The sequence below is a fragment of the Ruegeria atlantica genome (genome assembly GCF_013033965.1).
Taxonomy (GTDB): Bacteria; Pseudomonadota; Alphaproteobacteria; order Rhodobacterales; family Rhodobacteraceae; genus Ruegeria; species Ruegeria atlantica_D.
This window is the reverse complement of record NZ_WQFE01000003.1, coordinates 73,406-89,247: the sequence shown is the minus strand read 5'-3', so window position 1 is coordinate 89,247 and position 15,842 is coordinate 73,406. Positions and strand designations below refer to the sequence as shown.

Here is a 15,842-nt window from a genome sequence, read left to right as displayed (position 1 = left end):
CCCGGCTTGTTAGAGGGCTGAGCCCTCGACCCGGGGCTTCAGTCGATTCACGGCATTGGTTACTTCCTCGTGGTGGGGATGTATAGCCAAAGCACGCTCATATGCGTCCAGAGCTTTGTCGGGTCGATCGACGATCTCAAAAATCAGTCCCAATCCGTAGATGGCCTCGTAATTATTCGGGTTCAGGGTCAGGGCATATTCCAGATCGGCAGCAGCCATACCGAAACGTTCGATCCCAAAGAACGCCGATGCCCGCACGTGCCAGGCTTCGGCGAATTGCGGCGCGTGATCCGTAAGCGCGGTAAGGTGCTCAATCGCGGCCAGCGAGTCGCCGTCTTCCAGTGCCTCTCGCCCGCGTTCCAGCAATAGATCCGCCGAGGCCGACCCCGACTGTGCCCACAGTGCCTTAAGCTGACGATCTATGTTGGCCGCCTGTTCGGGGGTTGCCTGCGACAGTTGCAGCAATAACTGTTCCTCATCCCGGGAATCCGCCGTTTGAGCGAAAGAAGGGATGGAAAACGTGACTAGAATCGCTGTTGCCGCGACGATACCTTTGAGATTGGTGCTTGCAATGCTCATAACAACGTTCAGTGTAGCGCAGCGCCCGAGGAAGTCCATTCCCGGCGCACAAACATAGTGAGGAGAATCATGAGCGACACTCTGGAAAAAGCCGCAGCCGCGCTGAACGAAAAACTGTCGGGTGGCGATTTTAGCGCGTCGGCAAAATTTGCCATCGCCGATCTGGGATCGATCGTTCTGGACGCAAGCGGCGCGCGCGTCAGCGACGAAGAAACCGACGTCACCATGAGCGCGGATGCAGACACATTCGAACAAATCCTCAGCGGTGAGCTGAACCCGACCGGTGCATTCATGTCCGGCAAGTTGACCGTGGATGGCGACATGGGCGTTGCCATGCAACTGGCATCGGCGCTGGCCTGATGGATCTGTCGCCGGCCCCTTTCTTGGATGACATGGCCGGCGTCCCCGCCGGTGGTCAGGCTCATTGGCTGAACACAGCGGACAATACGCGCATTCGGGTCGGCCACTGGCTGCCCGAAGGCGACGCATGCGGCACGGTGATGATGTTTCCCGGTCGCACTGAATACATCGAAAAATACGGCGATTGCGCGGCCGAGTTCACGGATCGCGGATTTGCCTTTCTGGCCGTCGACTGGCGCGGCCAGGGTTTGGCTGACCGGCTGCTGGATGATCCACGCGTGGGCCATGTCGAGCAGTTCACTGATTATCAAGAAGACGTTCAAGCGACGCTTGATCTGGCAACCGAACTGAACCTTCCAAAGCCGTGGTATGTGATCGGTCATTCCATGGGCGGGGCCATCGGCATGCGCGCGGCATTGGAAAAGAACTGCTTTACCGCCTGCGCCTTTACCGGGCCGATGTGGGGCATTTTCTTTACTCCGATCATGAAACCGCTCAGCCGATTGACAGCCTATTGGGGGCCGCGGATCGGATTGGGTGAAAGAACGCCTCCGACCACGTCGCTGGAAAGCTATGTCGCGTCTCAGGGGTTCGAAGGGAATGTGCTGACCCGCGATCCGGACATGTTCCAGATGATGAAGGATCAATTGGCCGCACATCCCGAGCTGGCGCTGGGTGCGCCATCGACAATCTGGCTGCGCGAGGCATTGGATGAATGCGCGTGGTTGATGGACCAGACTGCACCCGATACGCCGTGTTTGACCTTCCTTGGCAGCCATGAACAGATCGTCGACCGCAAGGCTATTCGTGCCCGCATGGCGAACTGGCCCAGTGGCACTTTGGTCGAAATCCCGGACGGTGAACACGAAGTGCTGATGGAAGCCCCCGATGTGCGCGGGCCGGTCTTTGAGCAGTTGGCCGCACATTTCAAGGCCGCATCGTCTGATGCGGTGCCGGAACCGGCTCTGTCTTCGTGAACGAAACCAAGCACCGCTTGTGATCCCCGCCCGGCGCGCCTAGATGTTGGCGAAAGCTATTATCGAGGTGATCCATGCGCGACCTTCCCTTTCCCGTCCGTGACGCAAACGCAGTCGGAGGTGCCGACAATCTGGGCAATCTACCGGAATGGGATCTGACCGATCTATATGCATCGGAAGACGCGCCGGAACTTTCCCGCGATCTGGATTGGCTGGAAAAGGAATGTGCCTCATTTGCCGCCGATTACGAAGGCAAGCTGGCTGATCTGGATGCTGCGGGCCTGCTGAACTGCGTCCAGCGGAATGAGAAAATCAACGCCATCGCCGGACGCATCATGTCGTTTGCAGGTTTGCGCTACTATCAGCTGACCACAGATGCCGAGCGCGCCAAATTCCTGTCAGATATGCAGGAAAAGATCACCATCTTCACCACCCCGCTGGTATTCTTCACGCTGGAAATCAACCGCATCGACGATGACGTGTTGAAGGCTCATTTCGAGGCAAACGCCGATCTGGCGCGTTACGAGCCGGTTTTCCGCCGCATCCGCGCGATGAAACCCTACCAACTGTCTGACGAGCTTGAGAAATTCCTACACGATCTCGGCGTTGTGGGCGACGCGTGGGAACGGTTGTTCGACGAAACCATTGCTGGCCTGACCTTCACAGTTGATGGCGAAGAGCTGAATATCGAAGGCACCCTGAACCTGCTGACGGAACAGGATCGCGCCAAACGCGAAGCCGCCTCGCGCGAGTTGGCCAATGTGTTTCAGGACAACATCAAAACCTTTGCCCGCGTCCACAACACGCAGGCCAAGGAAAAGGAAATCGTCGACCGCTGGCGCAACATGCCGACCGCTCAGACCGGTCGTCACCTGTCTAATGACGTGGAACCCGAAGTTGTCGAAGCCCTGCGCGAAGCCGTCGTGGCCGCCTATCCCAAGCTCAGCCATCGCTACTACGAGCTGAAACGCAAATGGCTGGGGCTGGATGTCATGCAGGTCTGGGATCGTAACGCTCCGCTGCCGATGGAAGACACCCGCATCGTTGGTTGGGACGAGGCCGAGAAAACGGTGATGGATGCCTATAATGCGTTCGACCCGCGCATGGGGGAAATCGCAGCGCCGTTCTTCAACAAAGGCTGGATTGATGCAGCGGTGAAACCGGGTAAAGCGCCGGGTGCATTTGCGCACCCGACCGTCACCGAGGTACACCCCTATGTGATGCTCAATTATCTGGGCAAGCCGCGCGATGTGATGACCCTGGCGCATGAGCTGGGCCACGGCGTGCATCAGGTCCTGGCTGCCAACCAGGGCGAGATGCTGTCATCGACCCCGCTTACGCTTGCCGAGACTGCCTCGGTGTTCGGCGAAATGCTGACCTTCCGCACGATGCTGGATAAGGCCGAAACGCCCGAACAGCGCAAGGTCCTGCTGGCCGGTAAGGTCGAGGACATGATCAATACGGTTGTCCGCCAGATCGCCTTCTATGACTTCGAATGCAAACTGCACGCCGCCCGTCGCGAAGGCGAGCTGACACCGGACGACATCAACGCCCTGTGGATGAGCGTTCAGGCCGAAAGCCTTGGACCTGCATTCGAATTCATGGATGGATACGAGACCTTCTGGGCCTATATCCCGCACTTCGTCCACTCTCCCTTCTACGTCTACGCCTATGCGTTCGGCGACGGTTTGGTGAACGCGCTCTATTCCGTTTACGCAAGCGGCTCGGACGGGTTCGAAGACAAGTATTTTGAGATGTTGCGCGCCGGTGGGTCGAAGCACCACAAAGAACTTCTGGCCCCGTTTGGACTGGACGCAAGTGATCCGAAGTTCTGGGACAAAGGCCTGTCGATGATTTCCGGCTTCATCGACGAGCTGGAAGCTATGGAAAACTAATCACTTTTGGCTTTTGGTCGTCAGGAAGACGGCGGCCACGATAAGAACTGCCCCAAGGGCCGTAATCGGTGTGATTGCGGCCCCTAGGAATAAGGCCGAGTTGATGAACGTGAACACCACGGATGCGGCAAACATCAACGTCGCTGTCAGGGTCGAGACCCGCGCCGCAGCCTCATACCACAGGTAGTAAGCAAGGGCAGTAGGCAGCACCCCAAGCAGGATCAGGAAGACCACGTCGTTGACCGTCGGGACCTGCAATGCAAACGCGGCAAGCGGCAACAAAAGCACGCCCGAGCAAATGAATATTCCAAAGAGGAAGTTCAGACGTTCTCCGGTCGATTCCGAGGTCCGCATGGCACGGCTGCTTGAGATCAGGAATACGGCCCAGCTTAGACCCGCACCAATTTCAAGCAGGTCCCCGAACAGAGGTTCCCCGCCCCCTTGAAAGTCCTGATAGACGGTTAAAAACACGCCCAAAATCGCCAGGCCGGTGGCAAGAAAATCTGTACGTGTAACCGGTGTGTCGGCAAAAAAGAACAAGAACACCAGCACAAAGAACGGTGCCGTATTTTCAAGCACCATGGCATTCGCTGCACCAGTGTGTTCCAGCCCGATATGAAACAGAATATAGTTCACGACGGTCGACAGAACGGCAAGGCGAAAGTTCCAGTCACCCAGTTGGATTGAGACCGAAACCCGCATCACGCGCAACATGCAATAGATGGCCAGTGCTGCAATGAAGAGGCGCGAAACCGCGATCTGCAATCCGCCCAGATCGCTGGTCAGATACCGGACAATGACGCTGTGTGTGCCCCATAGGAAAGCCGCCAGAAATCCAAGAACCAGCCCGTTTTGCAAGAGTGGCTGTTTCTCTTTGGCATCGGGCATCCCTCTGCCCCGCTTACTTCAACTGACTGTCTTTTGAACCACGCCGATTGATGCCGGAACGGGCTTTGAAGGCCCCGTCCCTTTCTTGTTGGCAATCGAGGCACAGTTTCACTCCGGGCAAGGCAAGTCGGCGCTTTTCGGGGATCGGCTCTTCGCACTCGGCGCAATGGGTCAGGCTTTCGCCAACAGGCCGTTTTTGCGACTGCATCCGGGCCAGTTCGTCCGAAATGGAGGCCTCAATCTGTTCACTCACTGCGCCATCACGCGCCCATCCGCCTGCCATGGTTTCCCTCCTGATCAGGTGGCGACCAGATTACCCGAGCCAAGAGCCGCGTGGCAAGTCAGAGCGATACGGCCCCTTCAAACACCTGATCAATCATCACTTGGGTGCCGCGCGAAAACTCCAGCGGACACGGATACTCTGCCCCCTCTCGCACAGATCGCCCGAAGGCTTCGACCTGCAGCTTGTAGTGATCGTCGCCGGGAAAACGGGTAACCTGAACCTCCAACCCCGGTCGATGCAGTTCCACCCGCGCCTCACCAAATACCCGTGCATTGAACGGGGCTGTCAGACGGATAACGCCACCTTCACCGTGGAACACCATCTCCTGATGCGGATGCATCCGGATCGAGACATAGCTGGAATAGGTAAAGTCCGGGAACTGCGCGCGGATCTCGGTGAAGGCATCAATGCCGTCTTCCCACCGGATTGCCGACTGCACCGAAACTGGTTCTTGCCCTGTGGCGAAGCGGGCGCTGCCAATCACGTAGACACCGATATCGCGCAACCCACCCCCGCCGGTTTCCGCCCGGTTACGGATGTTTCCAGTGTCTGCGCGGTTGTCGAAACTGAACGCGCCAGTCACATGCACGAGCTTTCCGATGGCCCCATCCGCGATCAGCTGCCGTACGAACTGCCACTGCGGGTGATGCACGATCATGTACGCCTCGGCCGCTAGCAGGCCGGTCTGATCCCGTTTCTCGATGAGCAAATCAAACTCGGTCGCGGACATCGTCATAGGTTTTTCACACAGAACGTGCTTACCCGCCTCGAGCGCCTTGAGGCTCCATTCGACGTGCAGATGGTTGGGCAGCGGGATGTAGACCGCATCGATCTTGGGGTCTGCCAAAAGCGCGTCATAGCTGCCATATACCGTCAGATCAGGACAATACTGCTGAAACGGCTCGGCCTTGGCAGCGTCCGACGTGGCAAGACCAGCCAACCGGGCACCTTCGGCCGCGTGAATTGCGGGCGCCATAAACTGTCGTGCGAATTTCGCGGCGCCCAAAACGCCCCATTGAACCGGTTGCTGCATACCGCCCTCTCATCCTTTACTGGCTTGTGCTGTCTCTAACAGGGAACCGCTTTAAAGTCAGGGGGTTCGTGGTGATCGCCATGCTGAAACGTAAGCAAACCTAAGAATTTCTTGATCCGTTTCATTGTTTGCACCGTAGCAACTATGTCACCGGGTAATCGGCATTGTCCAATCAAAACACCCGGGATTGATGTTGTGACCAACTGGGTGGGAGATTACCAGACATGCCAACACCGACAGAGACAATAACAGGAACCGTATTGTTGAGCGGAGCCGTCGGCTCGTTCGATGACAACAGCGGAGATTTTGACATCCTGCGAGAAGCAGTTGTTGCCGCCGGTCTCGCCGGGGTATTGGATGACCCCGAGGCCAGCCTCACGGTTTTCGCGCCAACCGACGCCGCCTTTATCGGGCTTGCTCAGGCTCTGGGCTATGCCGGATCGGACGAAGCCGGCGCACTGGGACATATCGTCAAGGCGCTGACCCTGCTGGGCGGAGGCGACCCCATCCCATTGCTGACAGAAGTTCTGAAGTATCACGTGGTGAACGGAGAATTCGATCTAGCCGCTGTCGCGGACCTGGGCGACGGCGCGCAGATTACAACGCTGCAGGGTTCGTCGGTAGAATTGAACCTTCAAAGCGACCCGCCAAGCCTTGGTGATGCGGATGACGGCATCGCCGATCCGGGCATCATCCAAACCGATATTGGTGCAACAAACGGGATCATTCACGCCCTAAACGGCGTGCTACTGCCCGTTTCGGTTACAGACATTCTGGGCCAGAAAAACACCGATTTCATCCTTGGCGACGATTCGGACGAGTTCTATTTCACCGGGCGCGGCCAGGACTTTGTGCATGGCGGCGGCGGAAATGATGTCATCAATACCGGCAGAGGACACGACGTTGCCCTGGGCGGCGCCGGGAACGACGTGATCTTTGGCGGTCGTGGCAAGGACACCCTGCGCGGTGACGAAGGCGAAGATACGATCTTTGGCGGCCGCGGGGCCGATGTGATCGACGGTGGGGCCGATAATGACATCATGTTCGGCGGACGCGGCAAAGACATGTTTGTCATTGAAAACGGCGATGGCGACGATTGGATCGTCGATTTCAAGGTCGGCAAAGACAAGATCGACCTGTCTGGCTATGACGGGATAACCGGCTTTGAGGACATTGAAGACGATATCTCTGGTGGCTTCTTCCGAACCACGATCGAGCTAGGGGACGGTGACAGTATTGTTCTGACAGGCGTTGGCGTCGGACACCTGACGGAAGACAGCTTTATCTTCGCTTAAAGAATATCAGCCCGCCGATATTGGCGGGCTGAACCAAGTGGGTCAGACAGTACCCAGCATACCCTTTTCACGGGCAAGTTCGCGCATCTTTTTCTGCAGCTTTTCAAAGGCACGTACCTCGATCTGCCGAATACGCTCGCGGCTGACATTGTACTGCGTGCTGAGCTCTTCCAGCGTGACGGGCTGATCCATCAAACGGCGCTGAGTCAGGATGTCCTTTTCCCGATCATTCAGGACATCCAGCGCAGCGGCCAGAAGCTCGCGCCGGGCGTCCAACTCGTCGCGGGCTTCGTAATCGCCCGCCTGATCGGCATCTTCGTCCTCAAGCCAGTCCTGCCATTGCATGGTGCCCTCGCCCTCGGACCCAACGGTCGCGTTCAGCGAGGCATCGCCACCGGACATTCGGCGATTCATGCTGATGACTTCCTCTTCGGTCACGCCAAGATCAGTTGCGATCTGTTTGACGTTTTCCGGCCGCAGGTCGCCCTCCTCAAGCGCGCCAATACGGGCCTTGGCCTTGCGCAGGTTAAAGAACAGCTTTTTCTGCGCCGATGTGGTGCCCAGTTTGACCATCGACCACGACCGCAGGACATATTCCTGAATCGAGGCACGAATCCACCACATAGCATAGGTCGCCAGCCGGAAACCTTTTTCCGGATCGAATTTCTTGACCGCTTGCATCAGACCCACATTGGCCTCGGAAATCATCTCAGCCTGCGGCAGACCATAGCCGCGATAGCCCATGGCGATCTTGGCCGCCAGACGCAGGTGCGACGTGACCATTTTATGTGCGGCTTCAGTGTCTTGCTCTTCGACCCAGCGCTTAGCGAGCATATACTCTTCTTCCGGCTCAAGCAGCGGGAACTTGCGAATTTCCTGCATATAGCGGTTCAGGCCGCCCTCGGGCGTCGGCGCGGGGAGATTTGCGTAATTTGCCATGATTCATGTCCCTCCGACAAATGTTTACTTCGTTAACATGGGATATGGGAACAGGTCCCGATCCATTCAAGAGGTACCGTTAACAGTTTGAAATTAACGATTGATAAAGGAAAGCTAAGAACGCGTTACTCACATATGTTTGCGTATTATGTCAGCCGCGCGCGCAATTGTTCAATCAGAATTTCCATATCTTTCGGCAAATCGGCCTCAAACCTAAGTGTTTCGCCCGTCACGGGATGCTCAAAGCCTAAAACTGCAGCATGCAGCGCTTGTCGTGGAAAACTGCGCACAGCCTCGGCTGTTGCCGCGCTGAAGGCCTTTGCCGCGAGCTTACGCTTGCCTCCATAAACCGGATCACCTACCAAACCATGCCCTGCATGGGCCATATGCACCCGGATTTGATGTGTGCGGCCGGTTTCCAGCCAACATTCGATCAGCGCGATTCCGGGTGGGTTGCCAAATGTCTCGATCAACCGCGCCCGAGTTACCGCATGCCGACCGCCGTGAAACAGAACCGCTTGTTTCTGCCGATCGGTTTTGTGGCGTGCCAACTGCGTGGTCAGACGCATGATATTGCCAGGCTCAAAGCTGACGCCCTTTACGCCACGCAAGCGCGGATCATTTGCATCCGGCACGCCGTAACAAATCGCACGGTAATAGCGTTCTACGCTATGCGCCTCAAACTGAGCCGCAAGGCCGTGATGTGCTGCGTCTGATTTAGCAACGACCAGCAAGCCACTGGTTTCCTTGTCGATACGGTGCACAATGCCCGGGCGTTTAATGCCCCCAACTCCGGAAAGATCTTCGCCACAATGATGGAGCAACGCGTTTACCAGCGTTCCGCTGGGCGAGCCCGGTGCAGGGTGCACGACCATGCCCGCAGGTTTGTTGATGACGATCAGATCCGCATCCTCAAAAACAATCTCAAGTGGGATGTCTTCAGGCCCTATATGGCTTTCCTCGGCCTCGGCGACCGTGATCGACACCGATGCACCTTCGGCCACCTTGGCTTTGGGGTCACGAATTACGACGCCGCCGATTGTCACCTCGCCGTTCTCGATCAAACGAGTCAGGCGGGTGCGCGACAGGTTTTCATCCGCTGGCACATCGCGTGAAAGCGCCTTATCAAGGCGGGGCGGCGGATCGGCCGCGATCTGAAATTCAATCTGACGGGTGCCCATGACTGTCCCTTCCGAACCCCAAGAACCGCAGGAAACACCGCAGCTTCGCCTGCTGCGGCGCATGGTCATGCTGCTGACCGCGGTGATGATTGGCGGGGTTCTATTGACATTCGCACTGATTGTCATCCGACTATCGGACAGAACCCCTACTCTGCCCGATCAGATCGAACTGCCGGACGGTGCCAAGGCGCAGGCCCTAACGATCGGCAGCAACTGGTACGCCGTTGTGACCGATGACAACCGCATCCTGATTTTTGACAAGACGACCGGAAAACAGCGCCAGGAAATCGTCGTGCAGGAATAGAGATCAACTGTCCAAAGCCAGCCGGAACACGATCTCAGAGGCCTTGCGCAAGGCTTCATACTCTTCGGCCGTGTCTCGGCGAAACATCTTGTCCTCATCGCTTAGCTGCGTCGGCGTGAACAGTTCGGTCCTGTCAGAAAAAAACTCTTGGTGGAAGGCCGTGTCCTGCGCAGCCAGGAATTCATCCAGCCAGACGCGCTCGTCAGGCTCCAGTACGTCGTTCCGTCGCACCATGACGGGGTCATCGACAAAAACACGGCGCAATTGGCGGCTTTTCTTTCGCCCCAGCGCACGGGAAATAACACCAAAAGCTTCGCTGGCCGCGCGGGACTGAGAGGGGTTGGACACCGCTCCTGCCGCAACCTCTTCCCCCAATGGCGTACCGATCCGAGACAGGAAATCATCGACGACATTCCCCCTTACCATACCCGAGCGTTCATACAGCAGCGGGACAACGGTGACGCCTGGAAAGGCCGTTCGGATTTCGGCCAGTTTGGTTGAGAAGCTCAACTGTTCCGGGTTTTCGCGAATTTGGCCAAGCCGTTGACGGATGTAATCGGTCCCACCGTTGGGCAATCGCCCGGCTTTGGCCCGCTGCTTGTAATCGGCCTCGAAGAAGTCGGAATACCGACGGCAATAGAATGTTATCTTCAGTTCGCGAGAGGGGATATCAGCGAAAACCTCAGCCAAACGGTTCAAATTGCAGAAATAGAACATCTCGGACGAGACAACACAGGTCTGACCCGCATGCGCGTCATATTCGCTGGTCATGGCAGACCGAAACGGATCCATCGGATCAGGGCTTCGGTTGATATGAAAGGCAACAATGTTGTGACTAATGGCCAGACGGGTGCCACCATCCAGCCGGCGCCGGCCGGTCTCCATGTACCGCAGGCCGATCTCATCCATAACCGCATGGTTTCGACGTAAAAAACCCTGCAAGGCGGTCGTGCCGGTTTTGGGCATTCCCATATGCAGCCAAAGCATTACCTAGCTCCTGTCCTCGGATTTTCCCGTGTCATGCCTGCTGGCTGGCCGTGAAACCCGCCGTCATCTGCTGCATGAGGTCTTGCATCTCCGGCATGTCGCGCAATTGCGTGATCTGTTGACGATGCAAGTCGCAAGATGCGTGATGCAAACGTGCGACCTCGGGGTCAGAGAGCATTTCGTAGTAAAACCCGCGCTTTCGGTCCAGGACAGCATCGATCGTAGTATTCGTCTCGGCGTTCTGGTTCATCATGTTCCAGTATTCCAGGCCAAGGCTTTCACCCAGATGGTGCGCGCGACCGCGCATCTTTTTGACCAGATAGCTTTCGCAAGACTTCAACGCATAGTGGTTGACCTGCACAAAATCATACCCGACCGAGTCCCGTGCCGAACGCCAGCTTTTTTCATAGTACCGTTCAGGCATCAATTGGCCTGACCCGTTGTACCAATGACATTCTTCGATGGTTTCTACGGTCGGTTTTTTGGGACGATGAACGCCCAGCCCATCCCAAACCTCGCGCTGGAACATGGTCTTAAAGCCCCATGCTTGCGGCGGGCGGTACATTTTTTCTGGAGCAGCCTGCCGGAATTGGTCAGACAAAAACCTGTCCTCATACCGCACGACGCCGGCGTTCCCGAACAACCGCCAGGTCATAGAAATCGTCTTGGCATCTGGGATGGCATCAGTCAAAGCCCGCAGCGTATGATCCCCGGTCTTGACGTTGATATGTTCGTCAGCGTCGATCACCACGACCCAATCCTGCGGACGCGCGACCTCCATCTTAAGAAATGTCCTATAAGCACGTTTCTGGGGACTGGTCTTGCGGCGTGAATTGTTGTCGACGTGGATCAGGACGCCCATTTCGTCCAACCTCTGCAATAAAGCGTCCGTGCCGTCCGTGCAATCGTTGGTCATCACGACCATCTGATCGATTCCGATCGCACGGTTATGGGCCACCCATTCCAGCACAAACGGGCCTTCATTCTTCATAGGGGTGACGCTGATATATCGAGGGTCCTGATCGGCCATGCTTGACTGCCCTGTTCGTTGTTCTTGCCCGGAACGTATCGGGATCATTCGGAATTTGCCCGCAAATTACGTTGATTTCATGGAACTACCAAGGGGAAATCCACGCAATTTACCCACCTGCCCGTTTCAGTTGGTTGGAAAACCGTTTGAGCTTGGGGCACAGCTCATGCGCCCGGGATAGATACTTGCGCGCTTTGACTTTTTCTCCTCGTTTAAGCAGTACCTGCCCGGCAGCGCCCTGAATTGCGGCGGTATTGTCATCCAAGTCGGCCGCCTGAACAATCTGGTTTTGGCCCTGTTCAACTGCGCCAGTATTCTCAAGGAATTGCCCCATGGCGAAAACCAGAAACGGGTTGTCGGGGTCGCACGCAAGAGCGTCTGCCATTGCCAAACGGCCATTCGCGTAATCCCCGTCCGCCTCGTAAAGTTCAGCAAGTCGCTTGAAATAGAAACTGCTGTCCGGGAAGTAAGACGATGTCCTCCGCGCGCGATCAATTGCCTTATGCAATGGTCTTTCGCCCAACCGGAATTCAAGAAGAGATAGCAGGCTCTGATAACCGGGCTCTTCCGTTGCAAGTTGCGATTCCGGCGGAAGGTGGGTCGAGTTCGAAAGCCCTTCTAACAACAAGGAAAGACGCTCATGGTTCGAAGCAAGTCGACGCGCGCGTTGATCAATTGCCAGGCAGTGCCAGTCCAGCAATACAAGATCCAAATTGCATGGCAAACGCCCTAACACTTTTCTTTGTGCGACATGTGAATTGTAGTTGAACCAAGGGCGCCTGATGGCCCTCAACACTCTCCAGTCCATAGGTGGAAGTGCCCGATGAGCGATTTGATCTCGATAGATCAATCTCGACCCGAAGATAATGACATCTGGCCTCATGGGCTTGGCCCAAAACGCGCGGCTAAAAGTCAGAGCAGCGGCCCAACGCTTTTTTTGCCCCCCCAGTATGCCCGCGCGCAATGCCGTTCCAACGGCATGATCTTCTGGCCAAATTCCAGGGTTTTTCAACGCCTGCTCAGTTAACTCAAGTGCCTCTGACCTTTGCTTCAAGTAGAAGCAATTGAGTGCCTGCAAAAGAGGTAAAAAAGCGTTGTCCGCACCAATCTCCAAAATAGGTTCCACAAGTTCCTTCGCCTCTGAGGCGCGATCTCCAGCTCCGAGTGAGTGCATAGCAAAAGACGCCTTGGAATAAATATGAGCTGCTTCGGATGGATTCAAAAAACCTTCCGGTCCGGCACGAAGCCGATCTATCATATCTTCGTTGGCTTTGTTGACTTCCTCCTCAGTCAGAACCTCGCGAAAAACTTTGCGCTGCTGCCCCGAAATCCGAGCTGCGGCCATTGAAAACGCTGAAATAAATGGCGCGATCACCTGATCCGCGCGCGACATTGTGTAGAGTTCCAGGAAATCCCGTTTGGCCCGCGTCATCCCGAACACATCGGCAACGTCGGACATTTGCATCAGCTTAGGGAATTTTGTCTGAAATCGTGCTACCAGCTCGGGCTGGTCTGAGAACATAATAGCCTTTTTGTCGGCATTTTTCTCAAGATGCGCCTCATACAATTCTTCAGGCTCGATCTTTGCAGGCCAGGTTGTGTGCTTCCACGGCAGCCCGTTCAGAATATCGCCGCGGCGGATATGATAGGCTGATACGCCCTGCCCCGACAGTTTGGCGTCCGCGCAATCCATTATTTCGCGTATTTCTGCGGTGAACCCGACCCTATGAATAAAGTCGCGATACCTAGGTCGGATAGCCTCGACATCTTCCCACGGGAAGGCCAGCACCTCGAAACCTTCCTCGACCAGTACCGACCGTCCCGCGTTGAGATGCGCAATCAGGCGGTCGGGCGAGGTGTCGCTTTGGAAGGACCAGATCGGCAAGGCATTCTGTGCCAGGGCTCCGAACTCCTTTGGAGTAAGGAAATGCTCATCCATCCATTCCTGTGAGAACAATTCTTGCGGGTGGTCGAGCTCGGGCGCATCAGCGCCTTGTGGAAACCAGTTCACCCGGTAGGTGGTGCCGAAATCTTCGGCCAGACGGATGCACGTCAGCATCATCAGCAACCGCGCGCCCATGCGATCCTTGCGCTGACCGACAAACACGCCTTTGGCAGGGGTCACGAGTTATCCCTTTCCTTCTCGGCCATTGCCTGTCGGCGCACTCGGCGAAACCGCTGCCGGGCGCGTCGGACCAAATCAGGGTGACGCTCGGCACCGACGGCTTCGATCCCACGGATATACAGAGGCAAACGACGTCGGGCGCGCATCATCCTGTAAAATCCGGTCGAATCCAACGAGCCATCCATCGCCCCAAGCATCACGGGCTTGAGAATATCCAGCTTGCGCAGCATTGGGGCCGCGAAATGGTTGGAGAACCAGGTCTTGAGCAACATCACGTTGTCACCTTGCAATCGCTGAACCTGCTGCCTGTCCAGATCAAAGAACGGATCATAAAAAACGTAAGCCTTGCCGGCGGCCTGAACGGTCTGGGCCGCGTCACTCATCGGCAGATCCCAGTCCTGTACGCGGCCAAAGCGGTAGCGGGTTTCCCAGGGGACCAGCCGCTCATCCAACGTTGTCTGGGGGTTGAAGGCAATCACATTCGCACCGGGCACAAGTGACGAAAAGGTCAAAGCCCCAAAACCACCCATCGACGCCCCCGCAAAAACCACCTGATCAAACCGATCAAAGAACCCTTCGGCGACCTTGCTTTCAAAATAGGAAATGATCTCAGGGTCGCGATACCATGCCTTGGTGCGCGCGAAGACGCCCATGTGGGACCACCCTTCGTCGCGAAAGAACTTCCAGCCCCATGGTTCGCGCGCGAAGGACAGGTCATTGGCGTTGGCGATGTTGTCAAAGCTGACCACCAGCCGCGTGGCATATCGCTGGTGGAACAGGATCGAGTGGCGTTCCAGCTTCTGAAGGAATCCGGTGCCGTCACCACCGGGATACAGCTCGACAAACCACGGCGGAGCGGGATCCGTCAGGATACGCTCATACCCTGTCTTGCGATCAGGGTGTTCTGGTTTCAGCTGCTCTTTCGAAAGGTCTTCGGCCATGATGATCAGATAAGGTTATCGGCAAGCCAGACGCGAAACTCCACCCATTCCGGGCGCATCTTGATTTCGGACACCTTGGCCCGATGCCAGTCGCAGGCCTGTGCGTGCAGTTCATTCAGCTCCGGATCAGCCTTCAAATCGGCCAGCAGAGGTGCCGCGCGGCGTGCCGCTGGCAGAATGGATTGGTCAGCCTCTTTGTTGACGTTCATATCCTGCCAGTAAGATTGCCCCTGATCGACCCTGATATGATTGGTTCGCCCCCGGTCGCGCTTGACCAGAAATCCATCCATCGACCGGACCGAGTAATGATGAATGCGCCCGAGCGAATGGTCGAAACCGCGCCACGCCCGCCAACCCACCTTATCAGCTGGAAACAGTTTGCCCCCGGCATCTGACCAGGCGATATTTGGCGCTACCTCGTCGTCAAACCCCTTCGGGCGATGCGGACCAAATCGCGTGAACTTGCCGTTGTTTCGAAACAGAGTTTTCAGACCGGAAGCGCGGCTTGAATGATAGGGAAACTCCTGATCACTCATCAAGAACGCGTCAGTCACCGGCCGGTCTTCGAAACTGATGTTTCCAGAGCTTCCAAACAGCTTCCACGCAAAAGATATCGCATCGACCGGTTGCCCTGCTCTGTTCTCAACTTCGGAAATTAAGTCATGGAAACCGTTGTCGCCACAGCGGATATTCCAGAACTCATCTACGTCCAGACACAGCAGCCAGTCGGCCTCTTTGACCTTGGGCTGGCGGCGCGCGCGGCGCAACATCTGGTGCTGAGGATTGCCCCCCTCTTTCACTTCGTTGCTGACATGGGTGGCCAGGCCAAGCTCTTGCAATCTGGCAGCAATCTTGTCCGTCCCGTCGTCACAGTCGTTCGTGAAAATCACAAAATGGTCGATTCCCAACGCTTTATGGAACGCAACCCATTCCAACATATACGGGCCTTCGTTCTTCATCGTTGTGAACACGGTGATGGACTGAGACATATTACCCTTCCCAAATAGTCTTGCCCACTCATACAC

At 56.4% G+C, this 15,842-nt stretch carries 16 protein-coding genes; 5 read left to right on the top strand and 11 right to left on the bottom strand.

What is annotated here, in order from left to right; all coding sequences use genetic code 11:
• Positions 1–9: 9 nt before the first annotated feature.
• Positions 10–579 (bottom strand): tetratricopeptide repeat protein, encoded by a 570-nt coding sequence (locus GOW16_RS06795; protein WP_254429710.1) that lies wholly within the window; start codon positions 577–579, stop codon positions 10–12.
• Positions 580–648: 69 nt separating this feature from the next.
• On the opposite strand from GOW16_RS06795, the gene GOW16_RS06790 reads away from it, so the two are divergent.
• The 3 genes from GOW16_RS06790 (at position 649) to GOW16_RS06780 (ending at position 3,811) form a co-directional block, all read left to right on the top strand.
• Positions 649–939 carry an SCP2 sterol-binding domain-containing protein gene (locus tag GOW16_RS06790; protein ID WP_170412257.1) on the top strand — a complete coding sequence of 97 codons (291 nt, stop codon included), beginning with the start codon at positions 649–651 and terminating at the stop codon, positions 937–939.
• Positions 939–1,916 carry an alpha/beta fold hydrolase gene (locus GOW16_RS06785; RefSeq protein WP_170412254.1) on the top strand — a complete coding sequence of 326 codons (978 nt, stop codon included), beginning with the start codon at positions 939–941 and terminating at the stop codon, positions 1,914–1,916. The genes GOW16_RS06790 and GOW16_RS06785 overlap by 1 nt, the downstream gene beginning before the upstream one ends.
• 74 nt (positions 1,917–1,990) lie before the next feature.
• Positions 1,991–3,811: a M3 family oligoendopeptidase gene (locus GOW16_RS06780; protein WP_170412251.1), complete on the top strand. Its 1,821-nt coding sequence runs from the start codon at positions 1,991–1,993 to the stop codon at positions 3,809–3,811.
• Here GOW16_RS06780 and GOW16_RS06775 read toward each other — a convergent pair whose 3' ends face one another.
• From GOW16_RS06775 to GOW16_RS06765, 3 genes are read right to left on the bottom strand one after another with little or no spacing between them, the layout of a single operon-like run.
• Positions 3,812–4,699: a DMT family transporter gene (locus GOW16_RS06775; RefSeq protein ID WP_170412248.1), complete on the bottom strand. Its 888-nt coding sequence runs from the start codon at positions 4,697–4,699 to the stop codon at positions 3,812–3,814.
• 13 nt (positions 4,700–4,712) lie between these two features.
• Entirely contained in the window at positions 4,713–4,982 is a 270-nt protein-coding gene (locus GOW16_RS06770) for a DksA/TraR family C4-type zinc finger protein (RefSeq protein ID WP_170412245.1), read from the bottom strand.
• A 58-nt stretch (positions 4,983–5,040) separates the two neighbouring features.
• The gene (locus GOW16_RS06765; protein ID WP_170412240.1) at positions 5,041–6,015 is read right to left on the bottom strand and encodes a Gfo/Idh/MocA family protein; all 975 of its coding nucleotides are present in this window, start codon (positions 6,013–6,015) and stop codon (positions 5,041–5,043) included.
• A gap of 224 nt (positions 6,016–6,239) precedes the next feature.
• Here GOW16_RS06765 and GOW16_RS06760 point away from each other — a divergent pair, with 224 nt between their 5' ends.
• Positions 6,240–7,310, top strand: coding sequence for a fasciclin domain-containing protein (locus tag GOW16_RS06760; protein WP_170412236.1), 1,071 nt, complete (start codon positions 6,240–6,242; stop codon positions 7,308–7,310).
• A 42-nt stretch (positions 7,311–7,352) separates the two neighbouring features.
• Here the strand turns inward: GOW16_RS06760 and rpoH are convergent, their stop codons facing one another.
• Positions 7,353–8,249: an RNA polymerase sigma factor RpoH gene (rpoH, locus tag GOW16_RS06755; RefSeq protein WP_170412234.1), complete on the bottom strand. Its 897-nt coding sequence runs from the start codon at positions 8,247–8,249 to the stop codon at positions 7,353–7,355.
• Between the two features lie 146 nt (positions 8,250–8,395).
• Positions 8,396–9,430 carry an RluA family pseudouridine synthase gene (locus GOW16_RS06750; RefSeq protein ID WP_170412231.1) on the bottom strand — a complete coding sequence of 345 codons (1,035 nt, stop codon included), beginning with the start codon at positions 9,428–9,430 and terminating at the stop codon, positions 8,396–8,398.
• On the opposite strand from GOW16_RS06750, the gene GOW16_RS06745 reads away from it, so the two are divergent.
• Complete coding sequence (locus tag GOW16_RS06745; protein ID WP_170412228.1) at positions 9,429–9,734, top strand: DUF6476 family protein; 306 nt, start codon at positions 9,429–9,431, stop codon at positions 9,732–9,734. The genes GOW16_RS06750 and GOW16_RS06745 overlap by 2 nt on opposite strands.
• A gap of 3 nt (positions 9,735–9,737) precedes the next feature.
• On the opposite strand, the gene GOW16_RS06740 is transcribed toward GOW16_RS06745, so the two are convergent.
• The 5 genes from GOW16_RS06740 to GOW16_RS06720 all read right to left on the bottom strand — a co-directional run bounded on the left by GOW16_RS06740 (position 9,738) and on the right by GOW16_RS06720 (position 15,806).
• Positions 9,738–10,721 carry a hypothetical protein gene (locus tag GOW16_RS06740; protein WP_170412226.1) on the bottom strand — a complete coding sequence of 328 codons (984 nt, stop codon included), beginning with the start codon at positions 10,719–10,721 and terminating at the stop codon, positions 9,738–9,740.
• 31 nt (positions 10,722–10,752) lie between these two features.
• A complete protein-coding gene (locus GOW16_RS06735) occupies positions 10,753–11,751 on the bottom strand; it encodes a glycosyltransferase family 2 protein (protein ID WP_170412223.1) in 999 nt (332 codons plus the stop codon).
• A gap of 109 nt (positions 11,752–11,860) precedes the next feature.
• Positions 11,861–13,876, bottom strand: coding sequence for a hypothetical protein (locus tag GOW16_RS06730; protein WP_170412219.1), 2,016 nt, complete (start codon positions 13,874–13,876; stop codon positions 11,861–11,863).
• Complete coding sequence (locus GOW16_RS06725) at positions 13,873–14,817, bottom strand: hypothetical protein (protein WP_170412216.1); 945 nt, start codon at positions 14,815–14,817, stop codon at positions 13,873–13,875. Before GOW16_RS06725 ends, GOW16_RS06730 begins: the two co-directional genes overlap by 4 nt.
• 5 nt (positions 14,818–14,822) lie before the next feature.
• Positions 14,823–15,806 carry a glycosyltransferase family 2 protein gene (locus GOW16_RS06720; RefSeq protein WP_170412213.1) on the bottom strand — a complete coding sequence of 328 codons (984 nt, stop codon included), beginning with the start codon at positions 15,804–15,806 and terminating at the stop codon, positions 14,823–14,825.
• Positions 15,807–15,842 lie beyond the last annotated feature (36 nt).

Coding starts and splice junctions, on each gene's coding strand:
- GOW16_RS06795 (WP_254429710.1), bottom strand. CDS start 579: ATGAGCATTGCAAGCACCAATCTCAAAGGTATCGTCGCGGCAACAGCG.
- GOW16_RS06790 (WP_170412257.1), top strand. CDS start 649: ATGAGCGACACTCTGGAAAAAGCCGCAGCCGCGCTGAACGAAAAACTG.
- GOW16_RS06785 (WP_170412254.1), top strand. CDS start 939: ATGGATCTGTCGCCGGCCCCTTTCTTGGATGACATGGCCGGCGTCCCC.
- GOW16_RS06780 (WP_170412251.1), top strand. CDS start 1,991: ATGCGCGACCTTCCCTTTCCCGTCCGTGACGCAAACGCAGTCGGAGGT.
- GOW16_RS06775 (WP_170412248.1), bottom strand. CDS start 4,699: ATGCCCGATGCCAAAGAGAAACAGCCACTCTTGCAAAACGGGCTGGTT.
- GOW16_RS06770 (WP_170412245.1), bottom strand. CDS start 4,982: ATGGCAGGCGGATGGGCGCGTGATGGCGCAGTGAGTGAACAGATTGAG.
- GOW16_RS06765 (WP_170412240.1), bottom strand. CDS start 6,015: ATGCAGCAACCGGTTCAATGGGGCGTTTTGGGCGCCGCGAAATTCGCA.
- GOW16_RS06760 (WP_170412236.1), top strand. CDS start 6,240: ATGCCAACACCGACAGAGACAATAACAGGAACCGTATTGTTGAGCGGA.
- rpoH (WP_170412234.1), bottom strand. CDS start 8,249: ATGGCAAATTACGCAAATCTCCCCGCGCCGACGCCCGAGGGCGGCCTG.
- GOW16_RS06745 (WP_170412228.1), top strand. CDS start 9,429: ATGACTGTCCCTTCCGAACCCCAAGAACCGCAGGAAACACCGCAGCTT.
- GOW16_RS06750 (WP_170412231.1), bottom strand. CDS start 9,430: ATGGGCACCCGTCAGATTGAATTTCAGATCGCGGCCGATCCGCCGCCC.
- GOW16_RS06740 (WP_170412226.1), bottom strand. CDS start 10,721: ATGCTTTGGCTGCATATGGGAATGCCCAAAACCGGCACGACCGCCTTG.
- GOW16_RS06735 (WP_170412223.1), bottom strand. CDS start 11,751: ATGGCCGATCAGGACCCTCGATATATCAGCGTCACCCCTATGAAGAAT.
- GOW16_RS06725 (WP_170412216.1), bottom strand. CDS start 14,817: ATGGCCGAAGACCTTTCGAAAGAGCAGCTGAAACCAGAACACCCTGAT.
- GOW16_RS06720 (WP_170412213.1), bottom strand. CDS start 15,806: ATGTCTCAGTCCATCACCGTGTTCACAACGATGAAGAACGAAGGCCCG.